The organism is Xanthobacter aminoxidans (genome assembly GCF_043193615.1).
Lineage (GTDB): Bacteria > Pseudomonadota > Alphaproteobacteria > Rhizobiales > Xanthobacteraceae > Xanthobacter > Xanthobacter aminoxidans.
In genome coordinates this window covers 156,651-178,313 of the sequence record NZ_JBAFUS010000006.1, presented here as the reverse complement: position 1 = coordinate 178,313, position 21,663 = coordinate 156,651, and the positions used below count along the sequence as shown (strand labels likewise).

Here is a 21,663-nt window from a genome sequence, read left to right as displayed (position 1 = left end):
GACACGCGCTCCCCGTTCCCGAAATCTCGACCGGCGGTCGTAAAATCCGCCGATAAACGTGACTTCCGCTCTTATCCCTGCATTGCAGCATTTCTTGCGGGCGGGCAACGTAGGAGGGGCCAGAAAGTGTGTCAACGCTCGCTCCGGCGCGGCGTTCGGACGCCCTGTTCGCGGATGCTTGGCACGCCGGAGGGATCGCGATCGAACAGGGCGACGCCCGGCCGGCGCATCAGCGCCACCAGAACGGCACCGGCGAGGAAGCCGCCCACGTGCGCCCACCACGCCGTCTCCTGGTCCGTGCTCGACAGGATCTGCCATACCTGAAGGCCGAACCAGGCGCCGATGGCCCAGTAGGCCGGGACCCGGAGCGGGATCTTCATCAGGACCAGCGCCCACAGGCGGATGTTCGGGTGCAGCACCAGATAGGCCGCGATCACCCCGGCCACCGCCCCGGACGCCCCCACCAGCGGCGCCTCCGAGCCCGGCTCGGCCACCACATGGACCAGCCCGGCGATGACCCCGCATAGCAGGTAGAACAGGAGGAAGCGGGCATGGCCCATGGCGTCCTCCACATTGTCGGCGAACACCATGAGGAAGGCCATGTTGCCGATGAGGTGCAGCCATCCGCCATGCAGGAACATGTAGCTGACGAGGGTGAGGGCCGGCGGCAGCCGCTCGTACCCCTCGGGCAGGATGGCGACGCCGCTGACCACGGCGGGGATGGCGCCGAAGCCGAGCACCCCGGCCTCGCTCACCGGCCCGAACGCACCGTGCTGGAGCGCCACGAAAACGAACACGTTCAGCGCCACCAGCCCCCAGGTGACGTAGGGGCGGCGCACATGCTCCAAGGGATTGGTGTCGGCAAGCGGAACGAACATCAGACGGTCCCGGGGACCCGTCCGCCGCCTGCGGCCGTCCTGTCCCGTGGCGGCGAGCTTAGAGCATTTTCGCGCGGGGTGGATACCGCCCCGCGTGAGGAAAATGCGTTGGCTCAATAGCCTAGGGCGCTTTTCCGATGCGGCGGAACGGGGACGCGCTCTGGCGCGGAGGGCCGCGCCTTGGCCAAGGAGCCGGCGTCAGGTCCGGCGCCTTCAGCGACTCCGTCAGCGACTCTTGCCCGGCACCCACAGCACGTCCGCCGCCCCGCGGGCGTTGGCATAGCGGCCGGCGACGAACAGCAGGTCCGAGAGCCGGTTCACGTAATGCAGCGCCGGCGCGCCCACCGCGCCCTCTCCCACGGTGCCTTCGCTCTGGTGCGACAATGCGACCATGATGCGCTCGGCCCGGCGGCACACCGTGCGGGCGAGATGGAGGTGGGCGGATGCGGCGGTGCCGGCCGGCAGCACGAAGGAGGTAAGGGGAGAAAGCTCGGCGTTGAGGAGGTCGATATCCTCTTCCAGCCGCGTCACCTGCGCGGGGACGATGCGCAGGCTCGCGCCCGGCTCCTCGTTGGCGGCGGGGGGCACGCAGAGGTCGGCGCCGAGGTCGAACAGGTCGTTCTGGATGCGCACCAGAATGCCATCGAGCAGCGGCTCGCCGGAGAGGTGCAGGCGGGCGATGCCGAGGGCGGCGTTGGTCTCGTCCACCGCGCCATAGGCCTCGACGCGCAAATCGTATTTGGGCACGCGCCTGCCGGTGCCAAGGCCGGTGGTGCCGTCGTCGCCGGTGCGGGTGTAGATCTTGTTCAGCTTGACCATGGCCGTCAGCGGCCCATGGCGAAGATGGTGGCCATCACGATGATGATGGCGAGGAACTGGAACAGCACGCGCATCTGCATCAGCTTCTGCGAGCGCTGCGGCGAGCCGCCCGAGGCGAAGTTGAACAGGCCGAGGAAGAGCACCCCGGCCACCAGCATCAGCGCCAGCGGGATGAACAGATAGATCGACCAGTGCACCATCTTCGTTTCCTCCCGGCGCTCAGTTGAGCACGGCGATGCCGGCATTGAGCGTCGAGGCGTAGCACACCCAGACGAGATAGGGCACCAGCAGCCAGCCGGCCGTGCGGTCCAGCGGGAAGGTGGCGCGCAGCGTCAGCGCCAGCAGCACCACGAGGCCGATGATGATGACGAGGCCGGCGTGGATGGCGTGCAGGCCGAAGAACACCGGCGACCAGATGAAATTGAGCGCCAGCTGCACCAGGAACAGGCCGATGGCCACGGTGCGCGCGGAGGAGGGGGGCACCTTGTCCCACAGCCGCCAGAGGCTCACCGCCATCATCAGATAGAGCAGCGTCCAGACGATGGGGAAGGCGGCGTTGGGCGGCGTCCAGCCCGGCTTCACCAGACCTTGATACCAGGCGGGGATGGCCGGAGAGGTCACCGCCCCGCCGACAGCGCCCACCGCCAGCATCAGCACGAGGCAACCGGCGAGCCGCAGCCGGGAGACGGCGCAGGGCGAAAGCGAGCGGGGGGAGGTCACGGACATGTGGAAGCACCTTTTCACCGCCGGCCATGCGGGCGGCGGCTTCTCCTTATCCGAACGCCAGCCCCCGGTGGATCGTTTCGCCCGCCGGGGGCCAAGGCTCACGGTGACAAGGCTCACGGGGAGGCTCAGGTGGCGATGTGGCCGGCGATTTCGTCCACCGGGAGCTTCACCAGATCCTTGGCGATCTCGCCGTCCACCAGCGGCCTGACGCGGTGAGACAGCGCCTCCCGCAGCACGCCCAGCGCCTTGGGCGGGGCGACGAGCAGGATGCGGGCCGGCGCCTCGCCCGTAGCCACCAGCGCATCGAGCCTTGCGGCGACGCGGGCGATGAAGGCGGCTTCCGCCTGGGCGTGAAAGTCGGTGGTCTCCACCGCGCTGCGGGCGACGGTGGCGGATTCATGCACCCGGCCGGGACGGTCCGTGCCGAGGGCGGCGGTGCCGGGATGGGGTTCGCTGAAGCTCTCCATCACCGACAGGCGCGGCGCCGGGGGGATGCCGGTATCGGCGAGCAGGACGGCCTTGGCGCCGTCGCACACCACCACGAGGCGGTTCATCTTGTCGGTTTTCGTCATGTCCCTGTCTCCCTGATCGCGGGGCGCCTGAAGCGCCGGCTTGAGCGTCCGTTGGGGCCGGTGTCCATGCCTGTGTGTCACATGGGAAGGGACGGCGCCTTGTCCAGGGACAAACCGTTCCGCCGGCCTCTGCGACCTTGTGTCGACGGACTGGCGCTTGTCGTACCGGAAACGGCGTGAGACGCTTTTGTGAAAGGGTCTGCGGCTGATGGCGATCCGCGCGGTGATCGGTGCCGAGGGTTCCAACGTATCGCCCGTGCCGACGTAGAGCCAGAGCGCCCAGCCCCGCACCGAGGATACCGCCATGCCGTTCCTGGTCCGCTTCCTTCTCCGCCACGCCGCCATCGGCATCGCTGTCGCGGCCCTGTTCGTGGCGCTTCTCGTCGCTTTCGACGTGGCGCATCTCGCCAGCCTGTTCGCGCAGTCGCCGGACGGGCTTCTGGCCCTCGGGGTGCTGACGGTGGCGCTGGGCATCACCTTCGGCAGCGTGCAGATGGGCTTCGCCGTGATGCTGATGGACGACGAGGACGGCCCGCCCTCCGGCCGCCGCGCCCGGCTCACCCGCCTCGTGCCGAAGCTCGCGCGGGTCCACGCCCGGCGCTGACGCATCCGTCTGTGCTTTTGAATGCGGCCGGGCGTTGAGCCCGGCCGTTTTCGTTTGGGACTACTGCCCCTTGCGCCGCATGGCATCGGCCAGCGCCGCGCCGAAGGCGCCCTGAGCGCCCCTGTCGCCGCCCTTGTCCCCCGGCTTGCCTTGCTGCGGCCGGCGGAAATCGTTGCCTCGCCCGTCGTTGCGCGGCTGCTCCGGACGGCCGCCCGCGGGGCGGGAGGCGCCGGCATCGTCCTTGCGCATGGAGAGGGCGATGCGGTTGCGCTTCACATCCACTTCCACCACGCGCACCTTCACCACGTCCCCGGCCTTCACCACCTCGTGCGGGTCCTTCACGAAGCGGTCGGCCAGAGCGGAGACGTGGACCAGCCCGTCCTGATGGACGCCGATGTCCACGAAGGCGCCGAAGGCGGCGACGTTTGTCACGGTGCCTTCCAGCACCATGCCCGGCTTGAGGTCGCTCATCTCGTGCACGCCCTCGGCGAATGTGGCGGTCTTGAAGGCCGGGCGGGGGTCGCGGCCGGGCTTCTCCAGCTCGGTGAGGATGTCGCGCACGGTGGGCAGGCCGAAACGCTCGTCCACGAAGGCGCGCGGGTCGAGCGCCTTCAGCGCCGCCGTATCGCCCATGATCTGGCGCACGTCGCGCCCGCAGGCGGCGACGATCTTCTTCGCCACCTCATAGGCTTCCGGATGCACGGCGGACGCATCCAGCGGCTCGGCGCCCTCGGGGATGCGCAGGAAGCCGGCGGCCAGCTCGAAGGTGCGCGGGCCGAGGCGGGCGACCTTCAAGAGTTCCTTGCGGGTCTTGAACGCGCCCACGGAATTCCGATGGGCGACGATGGCCTCCGCCAGCGAGGCGCCGAGGCCGGACACGCGGGCGAGCAAGGAGGCGGAGGCGGTGTTGAGGTCCACGCCCACGGCGTTCACCGCGTCTTCCACCACCGCGTCGAGGGCTTTCGCGAGGCGGGCCTGATCCACGTCATGCTGGTACTGGCCGACGCCGATGGCCTTGGGCTCGATCTTCACCAGCTCCGCCAGCGGGTCCTGCAGGCGACGGGCGATGGAAACCGCGCCGCGGATGGACACGTCGATATCAGGCATCTCGGCGGCGGCGGTGGCGGAGGCGGAATAGACCGAGGCGCCGGCCTCGCTCACCACCACCTTGATGGGCTTCTTCCCCGACGCGTCCGGCGGCAAAGCGGCGATGAGGTCGGCGGCGAGCTTGTCCGTCTCGCGGCTCGCCGTGCCGTTGCCGATGGCGATCAGCTCCACATTGTGCCGGCGGATGAGATGCGCCAGCTCCGCCATGGCGCCCTGCACGTCGTTGCGCGGCTGGAAGGGATAGACGGTCGACGTGGCAATGAGCTTGCCCGTGCCGTCCACCACCGCCACCTTCACGCCGGTGCGGATGCCGGGGTCGAGCCCCATGGTGGCGCGCGAGCCGGCCGGGGCGGCGAGCAGCAGATCCTTGAGGTTGCGGGCGAAGACGCGGATGGCCTCTTCCTCCGCCCGCTCGCGCATCTCGCCCATCAGCTCCACGGTGAGATGGAGCGAGAGCTTCACCCGCCACGCCCAGCGCGCCACCTCCAGCAGGAAGCCGTCCGCCGGCGCGCCGTTGGCGAGGGGAATGTCGTAGGCCTCGGCGACGATGCGCTCGGCCGGCTTCACCGGGGTGGTGGCATCCTCGTCCACCACGAGGTCGAGGGTCAGCATCTCCTCGTTGCGCCCGCGCAGCATGGCGAGCACGCGGTGGCTGGGAGCGGTGGCCCACTTCTCCGAATGGTCGAAATAGTCGCGGAACTTGGCGCCCGCCTCCTCCTTGCCCTCGGCCACCTTGGCCTTGAGCATGGCATTGGCTTTCAGGTGTCCGCGCAGGCGGCCCACCAGCTCGGCATTCTCGGCGAAGGTCTCGACCAGAATGTCGCGCGCGCCATCCAGCGCCGCCTTGATGTCCGCCACCTGCTCATTGAGGAAGGCGGCGGCGCGGTCCGCCGGGGCGACGGAGCGGTCGGCGAGGATCGCCTCGGCCAGCGGCCCGAGGCCCTTCTCGCGCGCGATTTCCGCCTTGGTGCGGCGCTTGGGCTTGTAGGGGAGGTAGAGGTCTTCCAGCTCGGCCTTGGTGGTGGCCGCCTCGATCTTGCCGCGCAGCTCGTCGGAGAGCTTGCCTTGCCCGTCGATGGAAGAGAGCACCGCGGCGCGGCGGCTTTCCAGCTCGCGCAGGTAAGAGAGGCGCTCTTCCAGCGTGCGCAGCTGGGTATCGTCGAGGCCGCCCGTCACCTCCTTGCGGTAGCGGGCGATGAAGGGAACGGTGGCGCCTTCGTCGATGAGGGAGACGGCGGCCGTCACCTGCGCCGGGCGGGCATTGATCTCGGCGGCGATGAGGCGGGCGATGGCGTCTGCGTTGCCCTGCGGTGCGGCGGCCATGGGGTCTCCTCAACTGTCCTGCGACACGGGGGGACGCCCATAGCCGAGCAATGGGGCGATGTCACGTTACGGCTGGGGAAAGAGCCGTTCGGGTGCCCTTATCCCCGCCGGCCGAGGAAATCCTCGGCCAGCGCCAGCGTCCCCGCCGTGTAGGGCGCGCCCATGGCCTGCGCGGTTGGCGTCTCGGCGTGGGAGGCGACCCAGGCGGTGAGCAGCATCCGGCGTAGCATCACGAACACGTCGAGCTGCGCGTTGGCATCCGCCGGCAAAGGGGCGAGGGAGCGGTAGCCCTCCATCCACGCCGCCTTCAGCGTCGGCACCAGCGGCGAATGCTCCATGAAGGAGACGGCCGAGGCGAAGTCGTAGAGGTACCAGGAGAAGCCGCAATCGTCAAAATCGATGAGGGTCAGGCTGTCCCCATCCGCCAGCAAATTGGCGAGGCGCAGGTCGGCATGGATCAGGCCGAAGCTCTCGGGCGTCGTCAGTGGGGCAAGGCGGTCCCTCAGTGCGAGCGCCGTGCGCTCCAGCAGCGCGCGGCCGGCCGCATCCAGCCCCTGCGCGGCGCGGAAATCGCCCCAGAGTGGGCGGTCGCCCAGCATGCTCTCGAAATCCCACACCTTCCGGGCGAAGCCCGCCGGCCGCCGCCAGCCCTTGGCATGGGCGTGGAGGCGGGCGTGGAAGGTGCCGAGGCGGGTGAACCAGTGGGCGAGGTCCGCGCCCTCCTGCGGCTCGAAGCCGGGCACGAAGCCGAAGGCGGCCAGCCGGCGCAGGCTGCCGTCCTCATTCACCTCATTCAGGAGGCGGCCGTCGTGCGTGGGAATGATGGCGGGGGTGGGCACAACGCCGTCGGCGCGCAGCGCCTCGATCCAGGCCAGCTCCGAGCGGATTTCCGCCGCGTCGTGATAGCCCGGCCGGTAGACGCGGACGACGATGTCCTGCGGGCCGGCGGTGGCGCGGAAGGTGGCGTTCTCCGAGATGGAGAGGAGCTGGAGCGCCGCGTCCGGCGGCAGGCCCCAGTCCGGCAGATGGGCGCGGACGAGTCCTTCGGTCCGCGCCAGATACGCCTCGTCGTACAGCACCCGTCCGGCCCCTCAAGCGTGTCGGATGGGCGCTATAGCATGTTGGAGGGCGCACACCATCGGCACCGGTCCGCGACCGGTGCCGATTGGTTTCGCTCAGGCGCCGCGTGGGGCTTTTCTCGTGGCTTTCGCTCAGGCGCCGCGCGGGCTTAGACGAGCCCGGCGAGGATGCCGACGCCGGCCACCGCCACCGCCGCGCCCGCGCCGCGCACGAACTTCTCGCCATGCAGCTCGCCGAAGCGGCCGATGGCCATGCCGAGGCCGAGGCCGGCGAGGTGGAGGAGGGCCGTCGCCGACATGAAGCCGAGGCCGTAGGCGAGGCCAGAGGCATCCGCCGGCATTTCCGCGCCGTGGGCGTGGCCGTGGAAGATGGCGAAGAAGCCGACCATGGCCATGGCCGCCGCCAGCGGCGCCTTGACGCCGAAAGCCACCACGCCGCCGAGCACGATCACCGACAGGGCGATGCCCAGCTCCACGAACGGCACATCGATGCCGGAGATGCCGAGCGCACCGCCCACGGCCATCAGGCCGACGAAGGTGGCCGGCACCGCCCACACGGCGCGCCCGCCCAGCTGCCAGGCGAAGATGCCCACCGTGACCATGGCGAGCAGGTGATCGAGGCCGCCGAGGGGATGGGCGAAGCCGTGGCTGAAGCCGTGCACGTCGCCGACGCCGGTGTGGGCGAAGGCGAGCTGCGGCAGGAGGGTCAAGGCAGCAGCGGCGGCTGCGGTGCGGATCGTGCGGTGCATGAAAGTCTCCCCGGTGTTTGAAGGTTTGAAAAAGGTTCAGCAGATGCGGGGCAGTTGATCGCCGACCAGCATGTCGACGATGCGCTCGCCCCCGAAGCGCGTTCTCATGACGACCCGGCCGGGCCGCTCGGACGTGACCTCGCCGATCACCGCCGCCTCGCGGCCCAGCGGATGGGCGCGCAGCGCGGCGAGCGCGGCGTCGGACTCTTCCGCTGGCACCACAGCGAGGATCTTGCCCTCGTTGGCGAGATAGAGCGGGTCGAGGCCGAGGATCTCGCAGAAGCCCATCACCTCCGGCCGCATGGGCAGGCTCAGCTCGTCGAGGCGGATGCCGACCTTGCTCGCCTCGGCCAGCTCGTTCACCACCGCCGCGATGCCGCCGCGCGTCGCGTCGCGCATCATGCGCAGGCCGGGGGCGGCGGAAATGAGCGTGTCGATCAGGCCGTTGAGCGGCGCGCAGTCGCTCTCGATGGCGGTGTCGAGGGCAAGGTCGCCGCGGGCGTTGAGGATGGCCGCGCCGTGGTCGCCGAGCAGGCCGTTGACGATCACCTTGTCGCCCGGCCGCGCCTTGGTCACGCCCACGTCGAGGCCGGCGCGGATGACGCCGATGCCGGTGGTGGTGATGAAGAGCTTGTCGCAGGCGCCCCGCGCCACGACCTTGGTGTCGCCGGTGGCGATGGCGACGCCCGCCGCGTGCGCCGTCTCCGCCATGGAGCGGACGACGCGGCGCAGCGTCTCCACCTCCAGCCCCTCCTCGATGATGATGGCGCAGGAGAGCGCCACCGGCGTCGCTCCGCCCACCGCGAGGTCGTTCACCGTGCCGCACACGGCGAGCTTGCCGATGTCGCCGCCGGGGAAGAACAGGGGGTCCACCACGAAGCCGTCGGTGGTGAAGGCGAGCCGGTCGCCCCGCGCCATCAGGGCGGCGAGGTCGAAGCGGGCTTGATCCTCCGGCGCGGCGCGGCCTTCGCCCGAGAAGGCGGAGAGGAACACGTCGTCGATGAGATCGCGCATGGCGCTGCCGCCGCCGCCATGGGCGAGCGTCACCGTCTTCTGCGTCATGGGCCGCCGGCGGGCGGCGGTCGGGGTGGAGAACGGGATGTTCATGCGGCCTCTCCCCGTATACCGCCATATTGATAGTAAGCCGCGCAAGAACCTTCGGAAGACACCATCAGCGCGCCGAGCGGCGTCTCGGGGGTGCAGCCCTTGCCGAACTCGGGGCAGGCCCAGGGCTTGGCGGCGCCGGTGAGCACCTCGCCGCAGCGGCACTGGGCGGGATCGGCCACCTTGATGTCAGGCACGGCGAAGCGCCGTTCCGCATCGAAGGCGGCATAGGGCGCCGTCAGCCGCACGCCCGAGCCGGCGATGGAGCCGAGGCCGCGCCACTCGAAGGTCTCGCGCGGCTCATACACCTCCTGAACCGCCCGGAGCGCCGCCGGATTGCCATGCTCCGGCACCACGCGGGCATACTGGTTCTCGATGAGCGCCTTTCCGGCCTCGATCTGCCGCAGCACCATGAGCAGGGATTGCAGGAGGTCGATGGGCTCGAAGCCCGACACCACCAGCGGCCGGCCGAACTCTTCCGCGATGAAACGATAGGGCGACGTGCCGATGACCATGGACACATGCCCCGGCCCTATGAAGCCGTCGATGCCGAGGTCCGGCTGCTCCAGCAAGGCGCGGAGCGTCGGGATGATGGTGATGTGATTGCAGAACAGGGAGAAGTTCGTCACGCCCTCGCGCGCCGCCCGCTGCACGGTCAGCGCCGTGGAGGGCATGGTGGTCTCGAAGCCGAGACCGAAGAACACCACCTCGCGGTCGGGATTGCGCTTCGCCAGCGTGAGCGCATCCAGCGGCGAATAGACCATGCGCACGTCGGCGCCGTCCGCCTTGGCCTGAAGCAGGCTCTTCCTGGAGCCCGGCACGCGCATGGCGTCGCCGAAGGTGGTGAAGATGACCTCCGGCCGCTCGGCGATGGCGACGCAGTCGTCCACCCGCCCCATGGGCAGCACGCAGACCGGGCAGCCGGGGCCGTGGACGAATTCCACAAGGTCCGGCAGCAGGCCTTCCAGCCCATAGCGGAAGATGGCGTGGGTGTGCCCGCCGCACACTTCCATGATGGCGAAGGGCTTGTCCCGCCCGCGCTCCAGCCGCGCAGCGATGGCGCCGATCTCCTTCACCAGAGCAGCGGCGAGGGCGGGGTCGCGGAATTCATCGACGAAGCGCATGTCCGGCTCCTCAGCGCGGGGTGGACAGCAGCTCGACGCTGCCTTGGGTGAGGGCTTCCATCTCGACCGCCGCCTCGCCGATCTCGGAGAGCACCTTGAGGGTGGCGGCGGCCTCCTCCTCGTCGATGCGGCTCATGGCGAAGCCCACATGGACCAGCACCCAGGCGCCGACGAGGTCGTCCAGCGGCGCGCCGGGCTCGGCCACGCACACCACGTCCACGGTGCGGCGGACGCCGGAAACGTCCACGACGCACAGCATGGCCTCGCTATCTGCGACGGCGACGATCTGTCCGGGAATGCCGAGGCACATGGCGGGGCTCCTATCGAGAACGCGGGAGAAAACTCAAGAACGGGCCGTCATGGCCGGGCTTGTCCCGGCCATCCACGTGGAACGGCTGGGAGCAGACGACAAAAAGGGAGCGCAGTCGGGCCGACGTGGATGCCCGGCACAAGGCCGGGCATGACGCCTGTTTGGGCTGAATGATGTCTGCCCTCATCCCCCACCCCCTCAATGCTGGCCGAACGCGCCGCCACGGGCGATGCCGTAGCGGTCGAGCTTGGCGCGCAGGCCGACGCGGGAGAGGCCAAGCTCCTCCGCCGCGCGGCTCTTGTTCCAGCGGCAGCGCACCAGCGTCTCCGTGAGGATGGTCGCCTCCATGCGCTCGATGCGGTCCTTCAGCGGGCCGCTCTCCGGCAGCGCGATGGCGGAATTGGCCAGGGTCTCCGGTGCCCGCGTCTCGGCCGCGGCGGCGCGCACCACGTGGGGGGAGAGGAGATCGGCGGAGAGGCTGTCGCGCTCGGTGAGCACCAGCATGCGCGTCACCTCGTTCTGCAATTCGCGCACGTTGCCCGGCCAGTCGTAGGCGGACATGCAGGCGAGCGTTTCGTCGCTGAAGCCGCGCACGCGCTTGCCGTGCTGGCTGGAGAGCGCATCAAGCACGCTCTGGGCGAGGACCGGAATGTCCGCCCGCCGCTCGCGCAGCGCCGGCAGCGTCAGCACCATGGCCGAGAGGCGATAATAGAGGTCCTCGCGGAAACGGGCGCGGGCCACCTCGCCCTTGAGGTCGCGATGGGTGGCGGCGAGCACGCGGACGTTGACCCGCTTCGCTTCGTTGGAGCCCACGGGGCGGATCTCGCCCTCCTGCAGGAAGCGCAGCAGCTTCACCTGGAAGGCAGGGGAGACGTCGCCGATCTCGTCGAGGAAGATGGTGCCGCCGTCGGCCTGGTCGAGGAGGCCGATGCGCGTCACGTGGGCGCCGGTGAACGACCCCTTCTTGTGGCCGAACAGCTCGGATTCCAGAAGCTCGTCCGGGATCGCCCCGCAGTTCACAGCGAAGAACGGTCGGTCCGAGCGCAGGCTGGAATAATGGATGGCGCGGGCCAGCAGCTCCTTGCCGGTGCCGGTCTCGCCATGGATCAGCACGGGCACGTCGAAGGTCGCCACCTGCGCGGCGCGGGTACAGACCTGCGAGAGGGGGCTGCCCGGGGCGCGCACCAAGGTGTCGAAGTGGAAATTCTGCTTCACCCGCGCTTCCAGCGCGCCGAGGCGGGCCTCGGCATTGCCGGCGGTGAGCTTCATTTCCAGATTCAGCCGCTCATGGTCGCGCTGGAGCTGGAACAGATGCGCGGCATTGCGGGCGGCGAGCAGCAGCTGGTCGGGGTGCCAGGGCTTGGGGATGAACTGGTAGATGCCGGCATCGTTGATGGCGCCGATCATGTCCTCCGGCTCGGTATAGCCGGTGACGATGATGCGCAGGATGTCCGGCCAGCGCTCGCGCACCTCGGTGAGCAGTGCGACGCCGGAAGTCTGCGGCATCCGCTGGTCGCAGAAGATCACCTGGATCCACTCGTTTTCGAGGATGCGCCGCGCCTCCTCCGCATTGAGGGCGGTGAAGACGTCGAACTCCTCGTCCAGCACGCGGGCGATGACCTCCACCGAGCGCGGCTCGTCATCCACCACCAGAATGGCCGGGCGCCGGTTCATCGCGACCCTCCTGCCGCCGCGCGCAGGGCCGAGGCCTCGGCCTCGCGGGCGCTCGCAAGGTCGTTGAGGCGGGCGGCGCGGGCGGCTTCCAGCCACGCGATCCAGCGGGCGAGCCCGATCTCGCCGCGCGAGGAGGTGGTGAGGATGTCCGCCGTGGGATTGATGCGGCGGATGTTGGCTTCCAGCACCGCCATGTCCGCATCCACATAAGGCGCAAGGTCGGCCTTGGTGATGAGGACGAGGTCGGCCCCCTCGAAGATGTCGGGATATTTGAGCGGCTTGTCCTCGCCCTCCGCTACCGAGATGAGCGTGACGCGCTTGGTCTCGCCGAGGTCGAAGGCGGCGGGGCAGACGAGGTTGCCCACATTCTCGATGAACAGCACGCCGCCGGGTGGCAGCGGCAGCTTTTCCAGCGCATGGCCCACCATGTGGGCGTCGAGGTGGCAGCCCTTGCCGGTGTTGATCTGTACCGCCGGGGTGCCCACCGCGCGGATGCGGGCGGCGTCGTTGTCGGTCTGCTGGTCGCCCTCGATGACCGCGCAGGGGAGACGGCCGGACAGCGCCTTCAGCGTCTCCACCAAGAGGGTGGTCTTGCCGGCGCCGGGGCCGGAGAGGAGGTTCAGCGCCAGCACGCCGGCGGCATCGAGCCGGGTGCGGTTGCGGCCGGCATAATCGTCGTTCTTGGCGAGGATGGAGGTTTCGATCTCCACCATGCGCGCCTGCGTCAGCCCCGGCGCATGGGCGCGGGCGGGGCCGGCGCCGTAGTCCAGCGTGCCGGCATCGGGCGCGGGGTGGTGGTGATCGTCGGGGTGATGATGGTGGTGGTCATGGTCATGCCCGTGTCCATGGGCATGGCTGTGGGTGGTGCCGTCCGCATGGGTGTGGGTGTGCGGATGGTCATGACCATGTGAATGGGCATGATCGTGGGAATGGCCGTGCGCCTCGGAAATGGTGGCGCCGTCGCCGCTGCAGCCGCAGACCGTGCACATCACATCACCTCCAGGTCTTTGATCTTCATCTCCGTGCCGCCATTGGGCAGGAGCCGTTCCCCGCCGCACTTCGGGCAGGGGGCGAGCCGGTGGGCGAGCGGCACGGTGTCGGAGCACTCGAAGCACCAGGCGGTGCCCTCCTCCTCCAGAACCACCAGCTCGGCGCCGTCCGCCAGCGATCCCCGCGTCACCACGTCGAAGCCGAAGCGCAGCGCCTCCACCTCGATGCCGGCGAAGCGGCCGATGGCGAGGCGCACGCGGGTGACGCGCGAGAAGTTCTGTGCCTTCGCCGCCTCTTCCATCGCCGAGAGCAGGCTTTCGCACACGGCCATCTCATGCATAGGCGGGCTCCGTGGCGAAGGAGAGGGTGACGGGCACGCAGGGATTGATGGCGCAAACGAGCAGCGGCGCAAGCCACCGCGTCCGCCAGCCGGGCGAGAGGGCGGCGAAGGCCCGCTCCAGAAGCCCGCCGGGGGCGAGGTTCCAGGCGCTGGGGGAGAGGATGCGGTAGGCGGCGACGCGCCCCGCCTCCACCTCCGCCCGATGCCCCAGCAGTCCGCGCGCGGCGGGCGCGATGCCGGCCGGAAGGGGAGGGGCGGGGCGCGGTGCGAGATGGGCAAGGCCATCCACCAGCCGGGCGAGGAGGCGCACGAACAGGCTCGGTCCTTCGGACGCGAGCAGCGCGGCAAGAAGCGGCGTCCCCGCGACACGGCCCAGCGCGCCGGTTTCGCGGTGGGAGCCGATGGCGGCGGGGGGCCGCGCGAGGGTGGCGGCGAGGGCGTCCGCGCTCAGCTCCGGCAGATGCACGCGCCCTTCCGCCGGATCAGCCTCGCGGATGCGGGCGAAAGCGCGGGCGGTGGGGGTGGGCGCTTCGCCGAGCCACGCCTCCAGCTCGGCGGGGGAGAAAGCGGAGAGATCGCTGGCGTCGCCCACCAGCGCGGCGTGGAAGGCGGCGCCGTCCGGCCGGGCGAGGAGGGCGAGGGCGGCGCGATCCGGTGCCATGCCCAGCGCCACGGGGACAGTGTGGAGCAGAGCGAGCGCGTGGTCGCGCACCGTCTCCCGCGCCATCGTCCAGGCATCGGCGGCGGCCGGCAGGCCGAGGGCGGAGCGGGCGGCGAAGGCGTGGGCCGCGCCGCACAGGTTGAAGACGAGGGGGGCGAGCCGCGCCGCCTCCTCCGGCGTGCGGCCGATCAGGGTCCCGGCGGGGTCCGGCCCCTCCTCCCGCGCCACGCGCCAGCCGCCCGCGCGCCCATCGGGCGTGAGGGTGAGGCTGCGGAGCGCGCGGGAGCCGTTCATGCCGCACCGTCCCTGAGGTCTTCCGCATCGGCGCGCGGGCCGAGGAGGAGCGAGCGGCGGGAGAGTTCCGCCGGCGCCTCGCGGCGGGGGGCCTCAGGCTCCGGAGCGGCCGCGGCTGTCTCGGCCGCGATGCGCGCGGCCTCTTCCGCCTCAGCCCGGCGGCGGATTTCGCCGGTGCGGGTGCCGTCCTCCCGGTTGCCGGCATCGAGCAGGCCGGGCATCACCGCCTCGGCCGTCTCCACGGCCTGCAGCATGGAGGAGAAATCGAACATGGGGGAAAACAGCGAGCAGGCCTTGTAGGGCCCGGTCTCCGGCCGGTTGGCGGCGAGGAACTCGTAGGTGCCCGAGGGAAAGTCGATCAGTTCCTTCTCGCCGGTCCGAAGCTGCGACCAGTCGTCGGTGGCGTTGGGCAGGAGCACGATGTTCATGAACCAGGGCGTCACCAGCACGCCCATCACCCGCCCCGCATGGATGCGGAAGCCCACCGCCTTCACCCCGAGCGAGCCGTTGACGAAGGGCACGCCCTTCATCTTCGCCGCATGGATTTCGCGGAACACCGCCTCGAACAGGCCGGGCGCCTCGGCCAATTGCCGCTCCAGCGCCGGATCGACCAGCGCGGGGCGCATCACGGCCGGAAGATCGGGCGTGCCGCCATCGAGCACCATGAAGGCATCGCGGGCGCCATCGCAGACGGGGCAGCGCCAGTGATCGGGCAGCGCGTTGAACGGCGTGCCGGGCGGAATCTGCCACGCCTCGCACCCCTCGGCGGGGTCGTAGACGTGCCAGCAGACCTTGCATTCCAGCCGCGCGGTGGGGGCAAGCCGCGCGCGATCGCCGAGATAGGAGCCGTCGAAGAAGCTGTGCTGGGACATGTCTCGCCTCATCTCATGGCCGCCAGCACCTCGATGAGGCGCTCGGCGGAATCGGCGATGTCCTCGCGGGCGGCGCAGGCGACTTCCGGCACCTCGCTCACCTCGATGGTGTCGAGGATGAGCATGTCCTGCGAATTGTAGAAGCGCACCCGCCAGACGTGCCGCGTGCCCGTCGCGTCGATGCGGCAATTGCCGTAGCCGCGCGAGAGCACGGTGGTCGCGCCGGGGCCGAGGCGCGCGTCCAGCATGGCGAGGTCTTCCGGCGTGTGTGGCAGGAGGGAGAGGTTGATGACGTGGGCGCCGTCGCCGGGCTGGCGGTTGCGGGCGCGGTCGTCGATCTCCACCAGCAGGGCCGGGGCGTTGAAGATGCCGGGGGCGGGCACATCGAGGCCGGACAGGTCGATGCCCGACCCGCCGCCGAACGCACGCACCACGGCGCCGCGCGGGAAGGCGCCGATCTCGATGCGGTCGCTGCCCGCCGCGCCGCGCAGGCGCCAGACGCCGGCGAAGGTCGCCTCCTGAATTTCCATGGGGCGCACGTCGCCCCGTCCCTCCACCTTCACCGCCACCTCGCCCTCGCCCATGGCCTCGTCCACCAGAGCGAGGTTGGCGGCGTCGAGATGGGCGAGGTCGATGATGCGGCTCTCGCCCGGCTGCCAGCTTTCCAGCGCGGCAATCACCTCTTCCAGCACGGTGAAGGCGGGGGCGTAGCGGTCCTTGTCCTCCACCTCGATGAGGTGCGCCTCGAAGGTGCGCATGCCCGAGGGCATCTGGAGATAGGCGAGGCCCTCGTCCTCGGTGGACTGGCTGCCGGGGCCGAAGCCGATGGGGGGCTGTGTGGCGAAGGGGGACGAAGACATTTGGGGCAGCCTTCAGTGGGTGGCGGCGGAGGGGGCGGCGAGCAGCACGCGGAGCTTGTCGAGATATTCGTCCCAGTCGCGCATGCGGGCGATGGCGCCCACCGGCTGGCCGGCGCGCAGCACCACGATGGCCGGGAGCGCGAGGCTCAGGGTGTCGCGCAGGGCGGTCTCCGCCTTGGGGCCGGCGATGGCGATGCCGATGGCCTCGGGTCCGCCCAGCGCCTTCACCAGTTCGGGCAGCACCACGGCGATATCAGGGCTCTCCAGATGCGCCTTGCCGTGGGAAGGCAGGAACAGGAGATGGTCGCGCGCATCGAGATGGGCGGCATCCTCCAGCGTCTCGACGGAGGGCCAGGCGCCGGCCTCGCTGAGGCGGCGGACGAGGGGGTGGAGATCGGGGGCGGCGACCGGGGGCATCAGGCTTCCTTTCGGCCGGCGGCATAGGCCGCGGCGAGATGGGGCGGCAGGACCGGCTCGCGGTCCACGAGATCGGCGAAGGCGCGGTCGATAAGGGCGGTGTCGGCCTCCCCGGCCATGATGGCAGCGACGCCGGAGAGGGCTTCGGTGATGAGGCGGGCCTCCTCCGCATCGAGCCGGCGGCGGGCGGCGCCCTGGAAGACGAGGATGTGATCGCCCACGCCGGCCTCGGGCACGAGGGAGAGATCGACCCGCTCCTGCCGCCCGTCGGCCGCGCAGAGCGCGTAGGGGCCTTCGAGGCGTTCGATGCGCATGGGCAGGCCGAGGCACATGGCTAGATGTCTCCTCGCACGAGCACGCGGGCATCGCCGATGCGGCAGGCGTCCTCGGCGCTGGGGCGCTCGGTCTCGTAGGGGGCGCGGGCGACGGCGGCGGTGACGAGCGAGCCTTCTCCGGCGCGGGGCTCCGGCACGATGCCGAACTCGTCCTTGAGGATGGCGAGCACCTTGCGCGCGGCGGGCTCGATCTGCGCGGCGACGGTGGCGGTGAGGCCGCCGCCGTAATCGTCCAGCACCTCCGGCTGCACGCCCACCAGCACGATGCGGCCCGGCGTGTGGCCGCGCAGAGCGAGCAGGCCGAGGATTTCCTGGAAGCCGGTCTGGTGCAGGCTCACCTTGCGGGCGGCGAGCACGGCGGGTACATCCGCGTCTGCCCGAATATGGACCGTGCCCGGCGGGGAGCCGAAGTCCACCGCGTCCACAATGACGACGCCTTCGGCTTCTTCGAGATAGGGCAGGAGGTAGAGGCCCTGCGTGCCGCCATCGAGCAGCGTCACGGGCTCAGGGAAAGTGTAGGCGCGGTCCAGGGTTTCCAGAACCCGCACGCCGAAGCCCTCGTCGGCCCACAAGATATTGCCGATGCCGAGCACCAGAATGCGCGCGCAAATCCGTTCGCCGTCCATGCGACGCCGCCCTCCCTGCGATGGCCTCCCACGACGGTCTGCCGCCGTCTGATTTCGAGTTCGTCTAAATCAAGGACCGTGCCAACCCGGCTGGAAGCCGGCCAACCGGTTGATTCGGATCAACAGTGGGCAGAGAGGGAGGGGCGGGGTTGCCGACCGATATTGAAAGGAGTGTGATCGATCTGGACCAAAAATGGAATTCTGATTTCCATACTCCGCCATCCGGGATCGGTTTTCGCCGGTCCGGGCGCGTGCCCACCTGCGACGATCGTTAGCAGGTGCAGCGCGAAGTGGAATGCGCCGCACCATGCGCTCCGGCCGTCCTGCGCCGGCCCCGGCCCACGAAAAAGGGCGCAGCCGAAGCCGCGCCCTCTTCTCGTCGACTCCCGCCCTCTGCCCCCGCAGAGGCTGCCGCTCAGTCCGGATCGTCGTCCCGGAACGTGCGGTGGCCGTTGGTGATGGCGGAGACCATGGACTGGCGGGACATGATGTCCTCGCGGATCACCGAATAGACGTGGATGATGATGAACACGATGATCACCCACATGCCGAGGTGATGCAGCGTGTGCACCTGCATGGAGCCGCCCAGCAGCGGGATGACCCAGCCGAACAGATTGGCCTGCCACGAGCCGAGCCCCGTGCCCTCGGAATAGAGGGCGAAGCCGGTGAGGATCATGAAGGCGAGGCCCAGCACCATCACGAAGAACAGGAACACCTGCGCCAGCGGATTGTGCCCCACGAACTTCAGCGGGCGGGGTTTCAGGAAGGCATACCACTGCACCTCGGTGAAGAAGCCCTTCCAGAAGCTCTTCCGCCAGAAGGGGAAGGTGAACAGCTCCCGCGAGTACTTGTTGCCGAAGAAGGCCCAGATGATGCGCCCCAGGAACCCCACGGCGAGGATGTAGCCCGCCGAGAAGTGCACGAAGCGGATGGTGCCCATCAGGTAGTGGGAACTCGGCTCGCCCGAGAGGGTCGGGAAGGGCGAGCCGATGAGATAGCCGGTGACGCACAGGACCAGGATGGACAGCGCGTTCACCCAGTGCCACAGGCGCACCGGCGCCTCATAGACATAGACGGTGGTCAGCTTCTTTCCACCGGCGATCGCCTGCGCGACCGGGGTTGTGGGCGCCGCCGGAGGGGCGGCGCCGGAGAGAGAGGTATCCGTCATGGCCGCCTCCCCTCAGCGCACGGTGACGCGCGCCAGCTCAGCCCCGTCGTCGGACATGACGTGGGTGGAGCAGGCGAGGCACGGGTCGAAGGAGTGGAGGGTGCGCAGGATCTCCACCGGCTCCTCGGGGCGCTGCATGGGCGTGTTCATGAGGGAGGCCTCGAACGCGCCGATATTGCCCTTGGGATCGCGCGGCCCGCCGTTCCAGGTGGTGGGCACCACGCACTGGTAGTTCTCGATCCGCCCGTCCTTGATCTTGATCCAGTGGCCGAGGCCGCCGCGCGGGGCGGCGACGGTGCCGACGCCCTTGGCCTCCTTCGGCCAGGTGGCGGGGTCCCACTTCTCCATGTTGGCGGTGGAGGTGTCGCCGGCCTTGATGTTGGCGATGAGGTGGTCGAAATCGTCCAGCATCATCTTGGCGCAGTAATGCGCCTCGAGCGCCCGGGCGAGGGTGCGGCCGATGGTGGTGGGCAGCGCCTGCTTGGCGGTGAGGTTGGTGCCGGCCAGCGTGTTGAACGTGCCGAGCGCCTCGTCCACCTGCCCCTTCACATAGTCGACGCCCTGGGCATAGGCGAGGATGTAGCGGGCCAGCGGGCCCACCTCCACCGCATTGCCCTTCCAGCGCGGCGCCTTGATCCAGGAATACTTGGCGTTCTCGTCCACCGCCTCGATGTTGGTGCGGGTGCCCTTGGCATTGGGGCCGAGCTTGTACTGCGGGTCGGTCACGCCGTCCCACGGGTGCAGGCCCTTGTCGTTGTTGCCCTCGCCATAGGTGTACCAGGAGTGCGCCACGAATTCCTGCACCTGCGCGGGGTCGCGCGGGTCGATGGGGCGGACCTCGTTCCAGTTGCCGTTGAGGATGACGCCGCCGGGCAGGCGGTCGGTCTTCTTCTGGCCCTGGATGGCTTCGTAGTCGCCATAGTCCATGACATTCTGGCCGGAGAGGCCGCCGCCATAGAGCCAGCCTTTATAGAAGGAGGCGATGGCGATCACATCAGGCACATAGACGTTCTGCGAGAACTCGAAGGCTTCCTGAAGCTTCAGCTTCACGAAGTTCAGCCGCTCCATGTTGAGCGGGGCGCCGGCGGCCATGTCGCCGTTCATGTTGATGGCGCAGGGCACGCCGCCGACGAGATAGTTCGGATGCGGGTTCTTGCCGCCGAAGATGGTGTGGACCTTCACGATCTCCTTCTGGAAGTCGAGCGCCTCCAGATAGTGCGTCACCGCCAGCAGGTCGGCTTCCGGCGGCAGCAGATAGGCCGGGTTGTCCCAATAGCCGTTCTTGAAGATGCCGAGCTGTCCGCTCTCCACGAACTTCTTCAGCCGGTTCTGCACGTCGCGGAAATAGCCCGGCGAGGACTTCGAGTGCGCCGAGATGGACTGCTGCAGCACCGAAGTCGCCTTCGGGTCCGCCTTGAGCGCGTTCACCGGGTTCACCCAGTCCAGCGCGTGCAGGTGGTAGAAGTGGACCACGTGGTCGTGCCACTGCAGCACCTTGGCCATGATCTCGCGGATCAGGAAGGCGTTGTTGGGGATCTTGATCTGGAGCGCATCCTCCACCGCGCGCACGCTGGTGAGCGCGTGGCAGCCGGTGCACACGCCGCAGATGCGTTCCACGAAGGCCCAGGCGTCGCGCGGGTCGCGGCCCTTGAGGATCACTTCCAGCCCGCGCCACATGGTGCCGGTGGAGACCGCGTTGCGGATAATGTTGTTGGAATCCACATTCACCTCGCAGCGCATGTGGCCTTCGATGCGCGTCACCGGATCGACAACGATGCGCTTGCCTGAAGTGTCGAGGGAAAAGCCGTTCGGCGTCTGGATGGTCACTTCTCGCCTCCCTCGGTCTTGGTCGCGCCGTCGGTATTCTTGTGCTGGGCGCGCTTCAGCGCGCTGACCGCCGCATGGACCGCGACGCCCGCGCCCACCGCGCCGGCGGCGACGAGGCCCACCTGGTCGGCATTCGCCTCAATGCCGAAGCCGGAATTCTTGAGGTCCGCAAGGCGGGCGTACCACGAGCCCTTGTCCCAGAAGCCGTCTTCCGAGCAGCCGATGCAGCCGTGGCCGGCCTGGATGGGGAAGGAGACGCCGTCGTTCCAGCGCACGGTGGAGCAGGCGTTGTAGGTGGTCGGGCCCTTGCAGCCCACCTTGTAGAGGCAATAGCCCTTGCGCGCGCCCTCGTCGTCGAAGCTCTCCACATACTGGCCGGCGTCGAAGTGCGGCCGGCGATAGCATTTGTCGTGGATGCGCTGGGAATAGAACATCAGCGGCCGGCCCTGCCGGTCCAGCGCCGGGAGCTGGTCGAAGGTGAGCATGTAGGTGATGACGCCGGTCATCACCTCGGCGATGGGCGGGCAGCCCGGCACCTTGATGATGGGCTTGTCGAAGATCACCTCATGCACCGGCGTGGCGCGGGTGGGGTTGGGGCGCGCGGCCTGCACGCAGCCATAGGAGGCGCAGGACCCCCAGGAGATGATGGCCTTCGCGTCCTTCGCCACCTTCTTCAATTGGTCCACGAAGGGCTTGCCGCCGATGATGCAATACATGCCATCCTCGTTCAGCGGCGGGTTGCCCTCCACCGCGAGGATGTAGTTGCCCTTGTACTTGGTCATCACCTCGTCGAGGATCGCTTCCGCCTGATGGCCGGCGGAGGCCATGAGGGTGTCGTCATAGTCGAGCGAGATCATCGACAGCACCACATCCTTCACCAGAGGATGCGCCGAGCGGATGAAGCTCTCCGAGCAGCAGGTGCATTCCAGCCCATGCAGCCACAGCACCGGGGTGCGCGGCTTGGTCTCCATGGCTTGTGCGATCTGCGGCGCGAACTCCGGCCCGAGGCCGAGGGCCGCCGCCGTGAGCGAGCAGTATTTCAGGAACGAACGGCGGGTGATGCCCTGCCGCCGCATGACCTCATAGAACGTCTCGAGGGCCATAAAGGCGTCCCCCCTTGGCTGACTTGTCCTCCCCACCGGCGTCGAGGCCGGGGGATTGGAACCGTTTCAGCAAGGCGTGTGCCAGAGGGGGAGTGCGAGGG

Annotated in this window: 24 protein-coding genes; 1 reads left to right on the top strand and 23 read right to left on the bottom strand. The window is 69.3% G+C overall.

Annotation, left to right across the window (positions count from 1 at the left end):
• Nucleotides 1–131: 131 nt before the first annotated feature.
• From V5F74_RS23155 to V5F74_RS23135, 5 genes are all read right to left on the bottom strand, one after another.
• The gene (locus V5F74_RS23155) at nucleotides 132–878 is read right to left on the bottom strand and encodes a rhomboid family intramembrane serine protease (RefSeq protein ID WP_394010117.1); all 747 of its coding nucleotides are present in this window, start codon (nucleotides 876–878) and stop codon (nucleotides 132–134) included.
• Between the two features lie 225 nt (nucleotides 879–1,103).
• Complete coding sequence (locus V5F74_RS23150; RefSeq protein WP_394010116.1) at nucleotides 1,104–1,697, bottom strand: cob(I)yrinic acid a,c-diamide adenosyltransferase; 594 nt, start codon at nucleotides 1,695–1,697, stop codon at nucleotides 1,104–1,106.
• Nucleotides 1,698–1,702: 5 nt separating this feature from the next.
• A complete protein-coding gene (locus V5F74_RS23145; RefSeq protein ID WP_029556086.1) occupies nucleotides 1,703–1,897 on the bottom strand; it encodes a twin transmembrane helix small protein in 195 nt (64 codons plus the stop codon).
• A gap of 19 nt (nucleotides 1,898–1,916) precedes the next feature.
• The gene (locus V5F74_RS23140; RefSeq protein ID WP_394010115.1) at nucleotides 1,917–2,423 is read right to left on the bottom strand and encodes a TspO/MBR family protein; all 507 of its coding nucleotides are present in this window, start codon (nucleotides 2,421–2,423) and stop codon (nucleotides 1,917–1,919) included.
• Nucleotides 2,424–2,548: 125 nt separating this feature from the next.
• Entirely contained in the window at nucleotides 2,549–2,995 is a 447-nt protein-coding gene (locus V5F74_RS23135; RefSeq protein WP_394010114.1) for a host attachment protein, read from the bottom strand.
• 304 nt (nucleotides 2,996–3,299) lie between these two features.
• On the opposite strand from V5F74_RS23135, the gene V5F74_RS23130 reads away from it, so the two are divergent.
• Nucleotides 3,300–3,599 (top strand): hypothetical protein, encoded by a 300-nt coding sequence (locus tag V5F74_RS23130; RefSeq protein WP_394010113.1) that lies wholly within the window; start codon nucleotides 3,300–3,302, stop codon nucleotides 3,597–3,599.
• 60 nt (nucleotides 3,600–3,659) lie between these two features.
• Here the strand turns inward: V5F74_RS23130 and V5F74_RS23125 are convergent, their stop codons facing one another.
• The 18 genes from V5F74_RS23125 to V5F74_RS23040 all read right to left on the bottom strand — a co-directional run bounded on the left by V5F74_RS23125 (nucleotide 3,660) and on the right by V5F74_RS23040 (nucleotide 21,562).
• Nucleotides 3,660–6,029, bottom strand: coding sequence for a Tex family protein (locus V5F74_RS23125; RefSeq protein ID WP_394010112.1), 2,370 nt, complete (start codon nucleotides 6,027–6,029; stop codon nucleotides 3,660–3,662).
• Between the two features lie 98 nt (nucleotides 6,030–6,127).
• A complete protein-coding gene (locus V5F74_RS23120) occupies nucleotides 6,128–7,108 on the bottom strand; it encodes a phosphotransferase enzyme family protein (RefSeq protein WP_394010111.1) in 981 nt (326 codons plus the stop codon).
• A 149-nt stretch (nucleotides 7,109–7,257) separates the two neighbouring features.
• The gene (locus V5F74_RS23115; protein WP_394010110.1) at nucleotides 7,258–7,857 is read right to left on the bottom strand and encodes a HupE/UreJ family protein; all 600 of its coding nucleotides are present in this window, start codon (nucleotides 7,855–7,857) and stop codon (nucleotides 7,258–7,260) included.
• Nucleotides 7,858–7,893: 36 nt separating this feature from the next.
• Entirely contained in the window at nucleotides 7,894–8,964 is a 1,071-nt protein-coding gene (gene hypE, locus V5F74_RS23110) for a hydrogenase expression/formation protein HypE (RefSeq protein ID WP_029556079.1), read from the bottom strand.
• A complete protein-coding gene (gene hypD / locus V5F74_RS23105; RefSeq protein ID WP_394010109.1) occupies nucleotides 8,961–10,085 on the bottom strand; it encodes a hydrogenase formation protein HypD in 1,125 nt (374 codons plus the stop codon). Before hypD ends, hypE begins: the two co-directional genes overlap by 4 nt.
• A gap of 10 nt (nucleotides 10,086–10,095) precedes the next feature.
• Nucleotides 10,096–10,395: a HypC/HybG/HupF family hydrogenase formation chaperone gene (locus V5F74_RS23100; protein WP_394010108.1), complete on the bottom strand. Its 300-nt coding sequence runs from the start codon at nucleotides 10,393–10,395 to the stop codon at nucleotides 10,096–10,098.
• A gap of 198 nt (nucleotides 10,396–10,593) precedes the next feature.
• A complete protein-coding gene (locus V5F74_RS23095; RefSeq protein WP_394010107.1) occupies nucleotides 10,594–12,069 on the bottom strand; it encodes a sigma-54-dependent transcriptional regulator in 1,476 nt (491 codons plus the stop codon).
• Complete coding sequence (gene hypB / locus V5F74_RS23090) at nucleotides 12,066–13,058, bottom strand: hydrogenase nickel incorporation protein HypB (RefSeq protein WP_029556075.1); 993 nt, start codon at nucleotides 13,056–13,058, stop codon at nucleotides 12,066–12,068. Before hypB ends, V5F74_RS23095 begins: the two co-directional genes overlap by 4 nt.
• Nucleotides 13,058–13,399: a hydrogenase maturation nickel metallochaperone HypA gene (gene hypA / locus V5F74_RS23085; RefSeq protein ID WP_029556074.1), complete on the bottom strand. Its 342-nt coding sequence runs from the start codon at nucleotides 13,397–13,399 to the stop codon at nucleotides 13,058–13,060. The genes hypB and hypA overlap by 1 nt, the downstream gene beginning before the upstream one ends.
• The gene (locus V5F74_RS23080; RefSeq protein ID WP_394010106.1) at nucleotides 13,392–14,354 is read right to left on the bottom strand and encodes a hypothetical protein; all 963 of its coding nucleotides are present in this window, start codon (nucleotides 14,352–14,354) and stop codon (nucleotides 13,392–13,394) included. Before V5F74_RS23080 ends, hypA begins: the two co-directional genes overlap by 8 nt.
• Nucleotides 14,351–15,226: a [NiFe]-hydrogenase assembly chaperone HybE gene (locus V5F74_RS23075; RefSeq protein WP_038192763.1), complete on the bottom strand. Its 876-nt coding sequence runs from the start codon at nucleotides 15,224–15,226 to the stop codon at nucleotides 14,351–14,353. Before V5F74_RS23075 ends, V5F74_RS23080 begins: the two co-directional genes overlap by 4 nt.
• Nucleotides 15,227–15,234: 8 nt before the next feature.
• Complete coding sequence (locus tag V5F74_RS23070; RefSeq protein WP_394010105.1) at nucleotides 15,235–16,086, bottom strand: hydrogenase expression/formation protein; 852 nt, start codon at nucleotides 16,084–16,086, stop codon at nucleotides 15,235–15,237.
• 12 nt (nucleotides 16,087–16,098) lie between these two features.
• Entirely contained in the window at nucleotides 16,099–16,503 is a 405-nt protein-coding gene (locus V5F74_RS23065; protein ID WP_029556069.1) for a thioredoxin domain-containing protein, read from the bottom strand.
• Nucleotides 16,503–16,835, bottom strand: coding sequence for a HypC/HybG/HupF family hydrogenase formation chaperone (locus V5F74_RS23060; RefSeq protein ID WP_029556068.1), 333 nt, complete (start codon nucleotides 16,833–16,835; stop codon nucleotides 16,503–16,505). Before V5F74_RS23060 ends, V5F74_RS23065 begins: the two co-directional genes overlap by 1 nt.
• 2 nt (nucleotides 16,836–16,837) lie before the next feature.
• Nucleotides 16,838–17,464 (bottom strand): HyaD/HybD family hydrogenase maturation endopeptidase, encoded by a 627-nt coding sequence (locus tag V5F74_RS23055; protein ID WP_029556067.1) that lies wholly within the window; start codon nucleotides 17,462–17,464, stop codon nucleotides 16,838–16,840.
• Nucleotides 17,465–17,879: 415 nt separating this feature from the next.
• Nucleotides 17,880–18,632: a Ni/Fe-hydrogenase, b-type cytochrome subunit gene (cybH, locus tag V5F74_RS23050; RefSeq protein ID WP_029556066.1), complete on the bottom strand. Its 753-nt coding sequence runs from the start codon at nucleotides 18,630–18,632 to the stop codon at nucleotides 17,880–17,882.
• A 12-nt stretch (nucleotides 18,633–18,644) separates the two neighbouring features.
• Nucleotides 18,645–20,459 (bottom strand): nickel-dependent hydrogenase large subunit, encoded by a 1,815-nt coding sequence (locus V5F74_RS23045; RefSeq protein WP_394010104.1) that lies wholly within the window; start codon nucleotides 20,457–20,459, stop codon nucleotides 18,645–18,647.
• Entirely contained in the window at nucleotides 20,456–21,562 is a 1,107-nt protein-coding gene (locus V5F74_RS23040) for a hydrogenase small subunit (protein ID WP_250165313.1), read from the bottom strand. Before V5F74_RS23040 ends, V5F74_RS23045 begins: the two co-directional genes overlap by 4 nt.
• Nucleotides 21,563–21,663 lie beyond the last annotated feature (101 nt).

Bases quoted from the DNA above. Each gene is read 5' to 3' on its own strand.
- V5F74_RS23155 (WP_394010117.1), bottom strand. From the start codon at position 878: ATGTTCGTTCCGCTTGCCGACACCAATCCCTTGGAGCATGTGCGCCGC.
- V5F74_RS23150 (WP_394010116.1), bottom strand. From the start codon at position 1,697: ATGGTCAAGCTGAACAAGATCTACACCCGCACCGGCGACGACGGCACC.
- V5F74_RS23145 (WP_029556086.1), bottom strand. From the start codon at position 1,897: ATGGTGCACTGGTCGATCTATCTGTTCATCCCGCTGGCGCTGATGCTG.
- V5F74_RS23140 (WP_394010115.1), bottom strand. From the start codon at position 2,423: ATGTCCGTGACCTCCCCCCGCTCGCTTTCGCCCTGCGCCGTCTCCCGG.
- V5F74_RS23135 (WP_394010114.1), bottom strand. From the start codon at position 2,995: ATGACGAAAACCGACAAGATGAACCGCCTCGTGGTGGTGTGCGACGGC.
- V5F74_RS23130 (WP_394010113.1), top strand. From the start codon at position 3,300: ATGCCGTTCCTGGTCCGCTTCCTTCTCCGCCACGCCGCCATCGGCATC.
- V5F74_RS23125 (WP_394010112.1), bottom strand. From the start codon at position 6,029: ATGGCCGCCGCACCGCAGGGCAACGCAGACGCCATCGCCCGCCTCATC.
- V5F74_RS23115 (WP_394010110.1), bottom strand. From the start codon at position 7,857: ATGCACCGCACGATCCGCACCGCAGCCGCCGCTGCTGCCTTGACCCTC.
- hypE (WP_029556079.1), bottom strand. From the start codon at position 8,964: ATGAACATCCCGTTCTCCACCCCGACCGCCGCCCGCCGGCGGCCCATG.
- hypD (WP_394010109.1), bottom strand. From the start codon at position 10,085: ATGCGCTTCGTCGATGAATTCCGCGACCCCGCCCTCGCCGCTGCTCTG.
- V5F74_RS23100 (WP_394010108.1), bottom strand. From the start codon at position 10,395: ATGTGCCTCGGCATTCCCGGACAGATCGTCGCCGTCGCAGATAGCGAG.
- V5F74_RS23095 (WP_394010107.1), bottom strand. From the start codon at position 12,069: ATGAACCGGCGCCCGGCCATTCTGGTGGTGGATGACGAGCCGCGCTCG.
- hypB (WP_029556075.1), bottom strand. From the start codon at position 13,058: ATGTGCACGGTCTGCGGCTGCAGCGGCGACGGCGCCACCATTTCCGAG.
- hypA (WP_029556074.1), bottom strand. From the start codon at position 13,399: ATGCATGAGATGGCCGTGTGCGAAAGCCTGCTCTCGGCGATGGAAGAG.
- V5F74_RS23080 (WP_394010106.1), bottom strand. From the start codon at position 14,354: ATGAACGGCTCCCGCGCGCTCCGCAGCCTCACCCTCACGCCCGATGGG.
- V5F74_RS23075 (WP_038192763.1), bottom strand. From the start codon at position 15,226: ATGTCCCAGCACAGCTTCTTCGACGGCTCCTATCTCGGCGATCGCGCG.
- V5F74_RS23070 (WP_394010105.1), bottom strand. From the start codon at position 16,086: ATGTCTTCGTCCCCCTTCGCCACACAGCCCCCCATCGGCTTCGGCCCC.
- V5F74_RS23065 (WP_029556069.1), bottom strand. From the start codon at position 16,503: ATGCCCCCGGTCGCCGCCCCCGATCTCCACCCCCTCGTCCGCCGCCTC.
- V5F74_RS23060 (WP_029556068.1), bottom strand. From the start codon at position 16,835: ATGTGCCTCGGCCTGCCCATGCGCATCGAACGCCTCGAAGGCCCCTAC.
- V5F74_RS23055 (WP_029556067.1), bottom strand. From the start codon at position 17,464: ATGGACGGCGAACGGATTTGCGCGCGCATTCTGGTGCTCGGCATCGGC.
- cybH (WP_029556066.1), bottom strand. From the start codon at position 18,632: ATGACGGATACCTCTCTCTCCGGCGCCGCCCCTCCGGCGGCGCCCACA.
- V5F74_RS23040 (WP_250165313.1), bottom strand. From the start codon at position 21,562: ATGGCCCTCGAGACGTTCTATGAGGTCATGCGGCGGCAGGGCATCACC.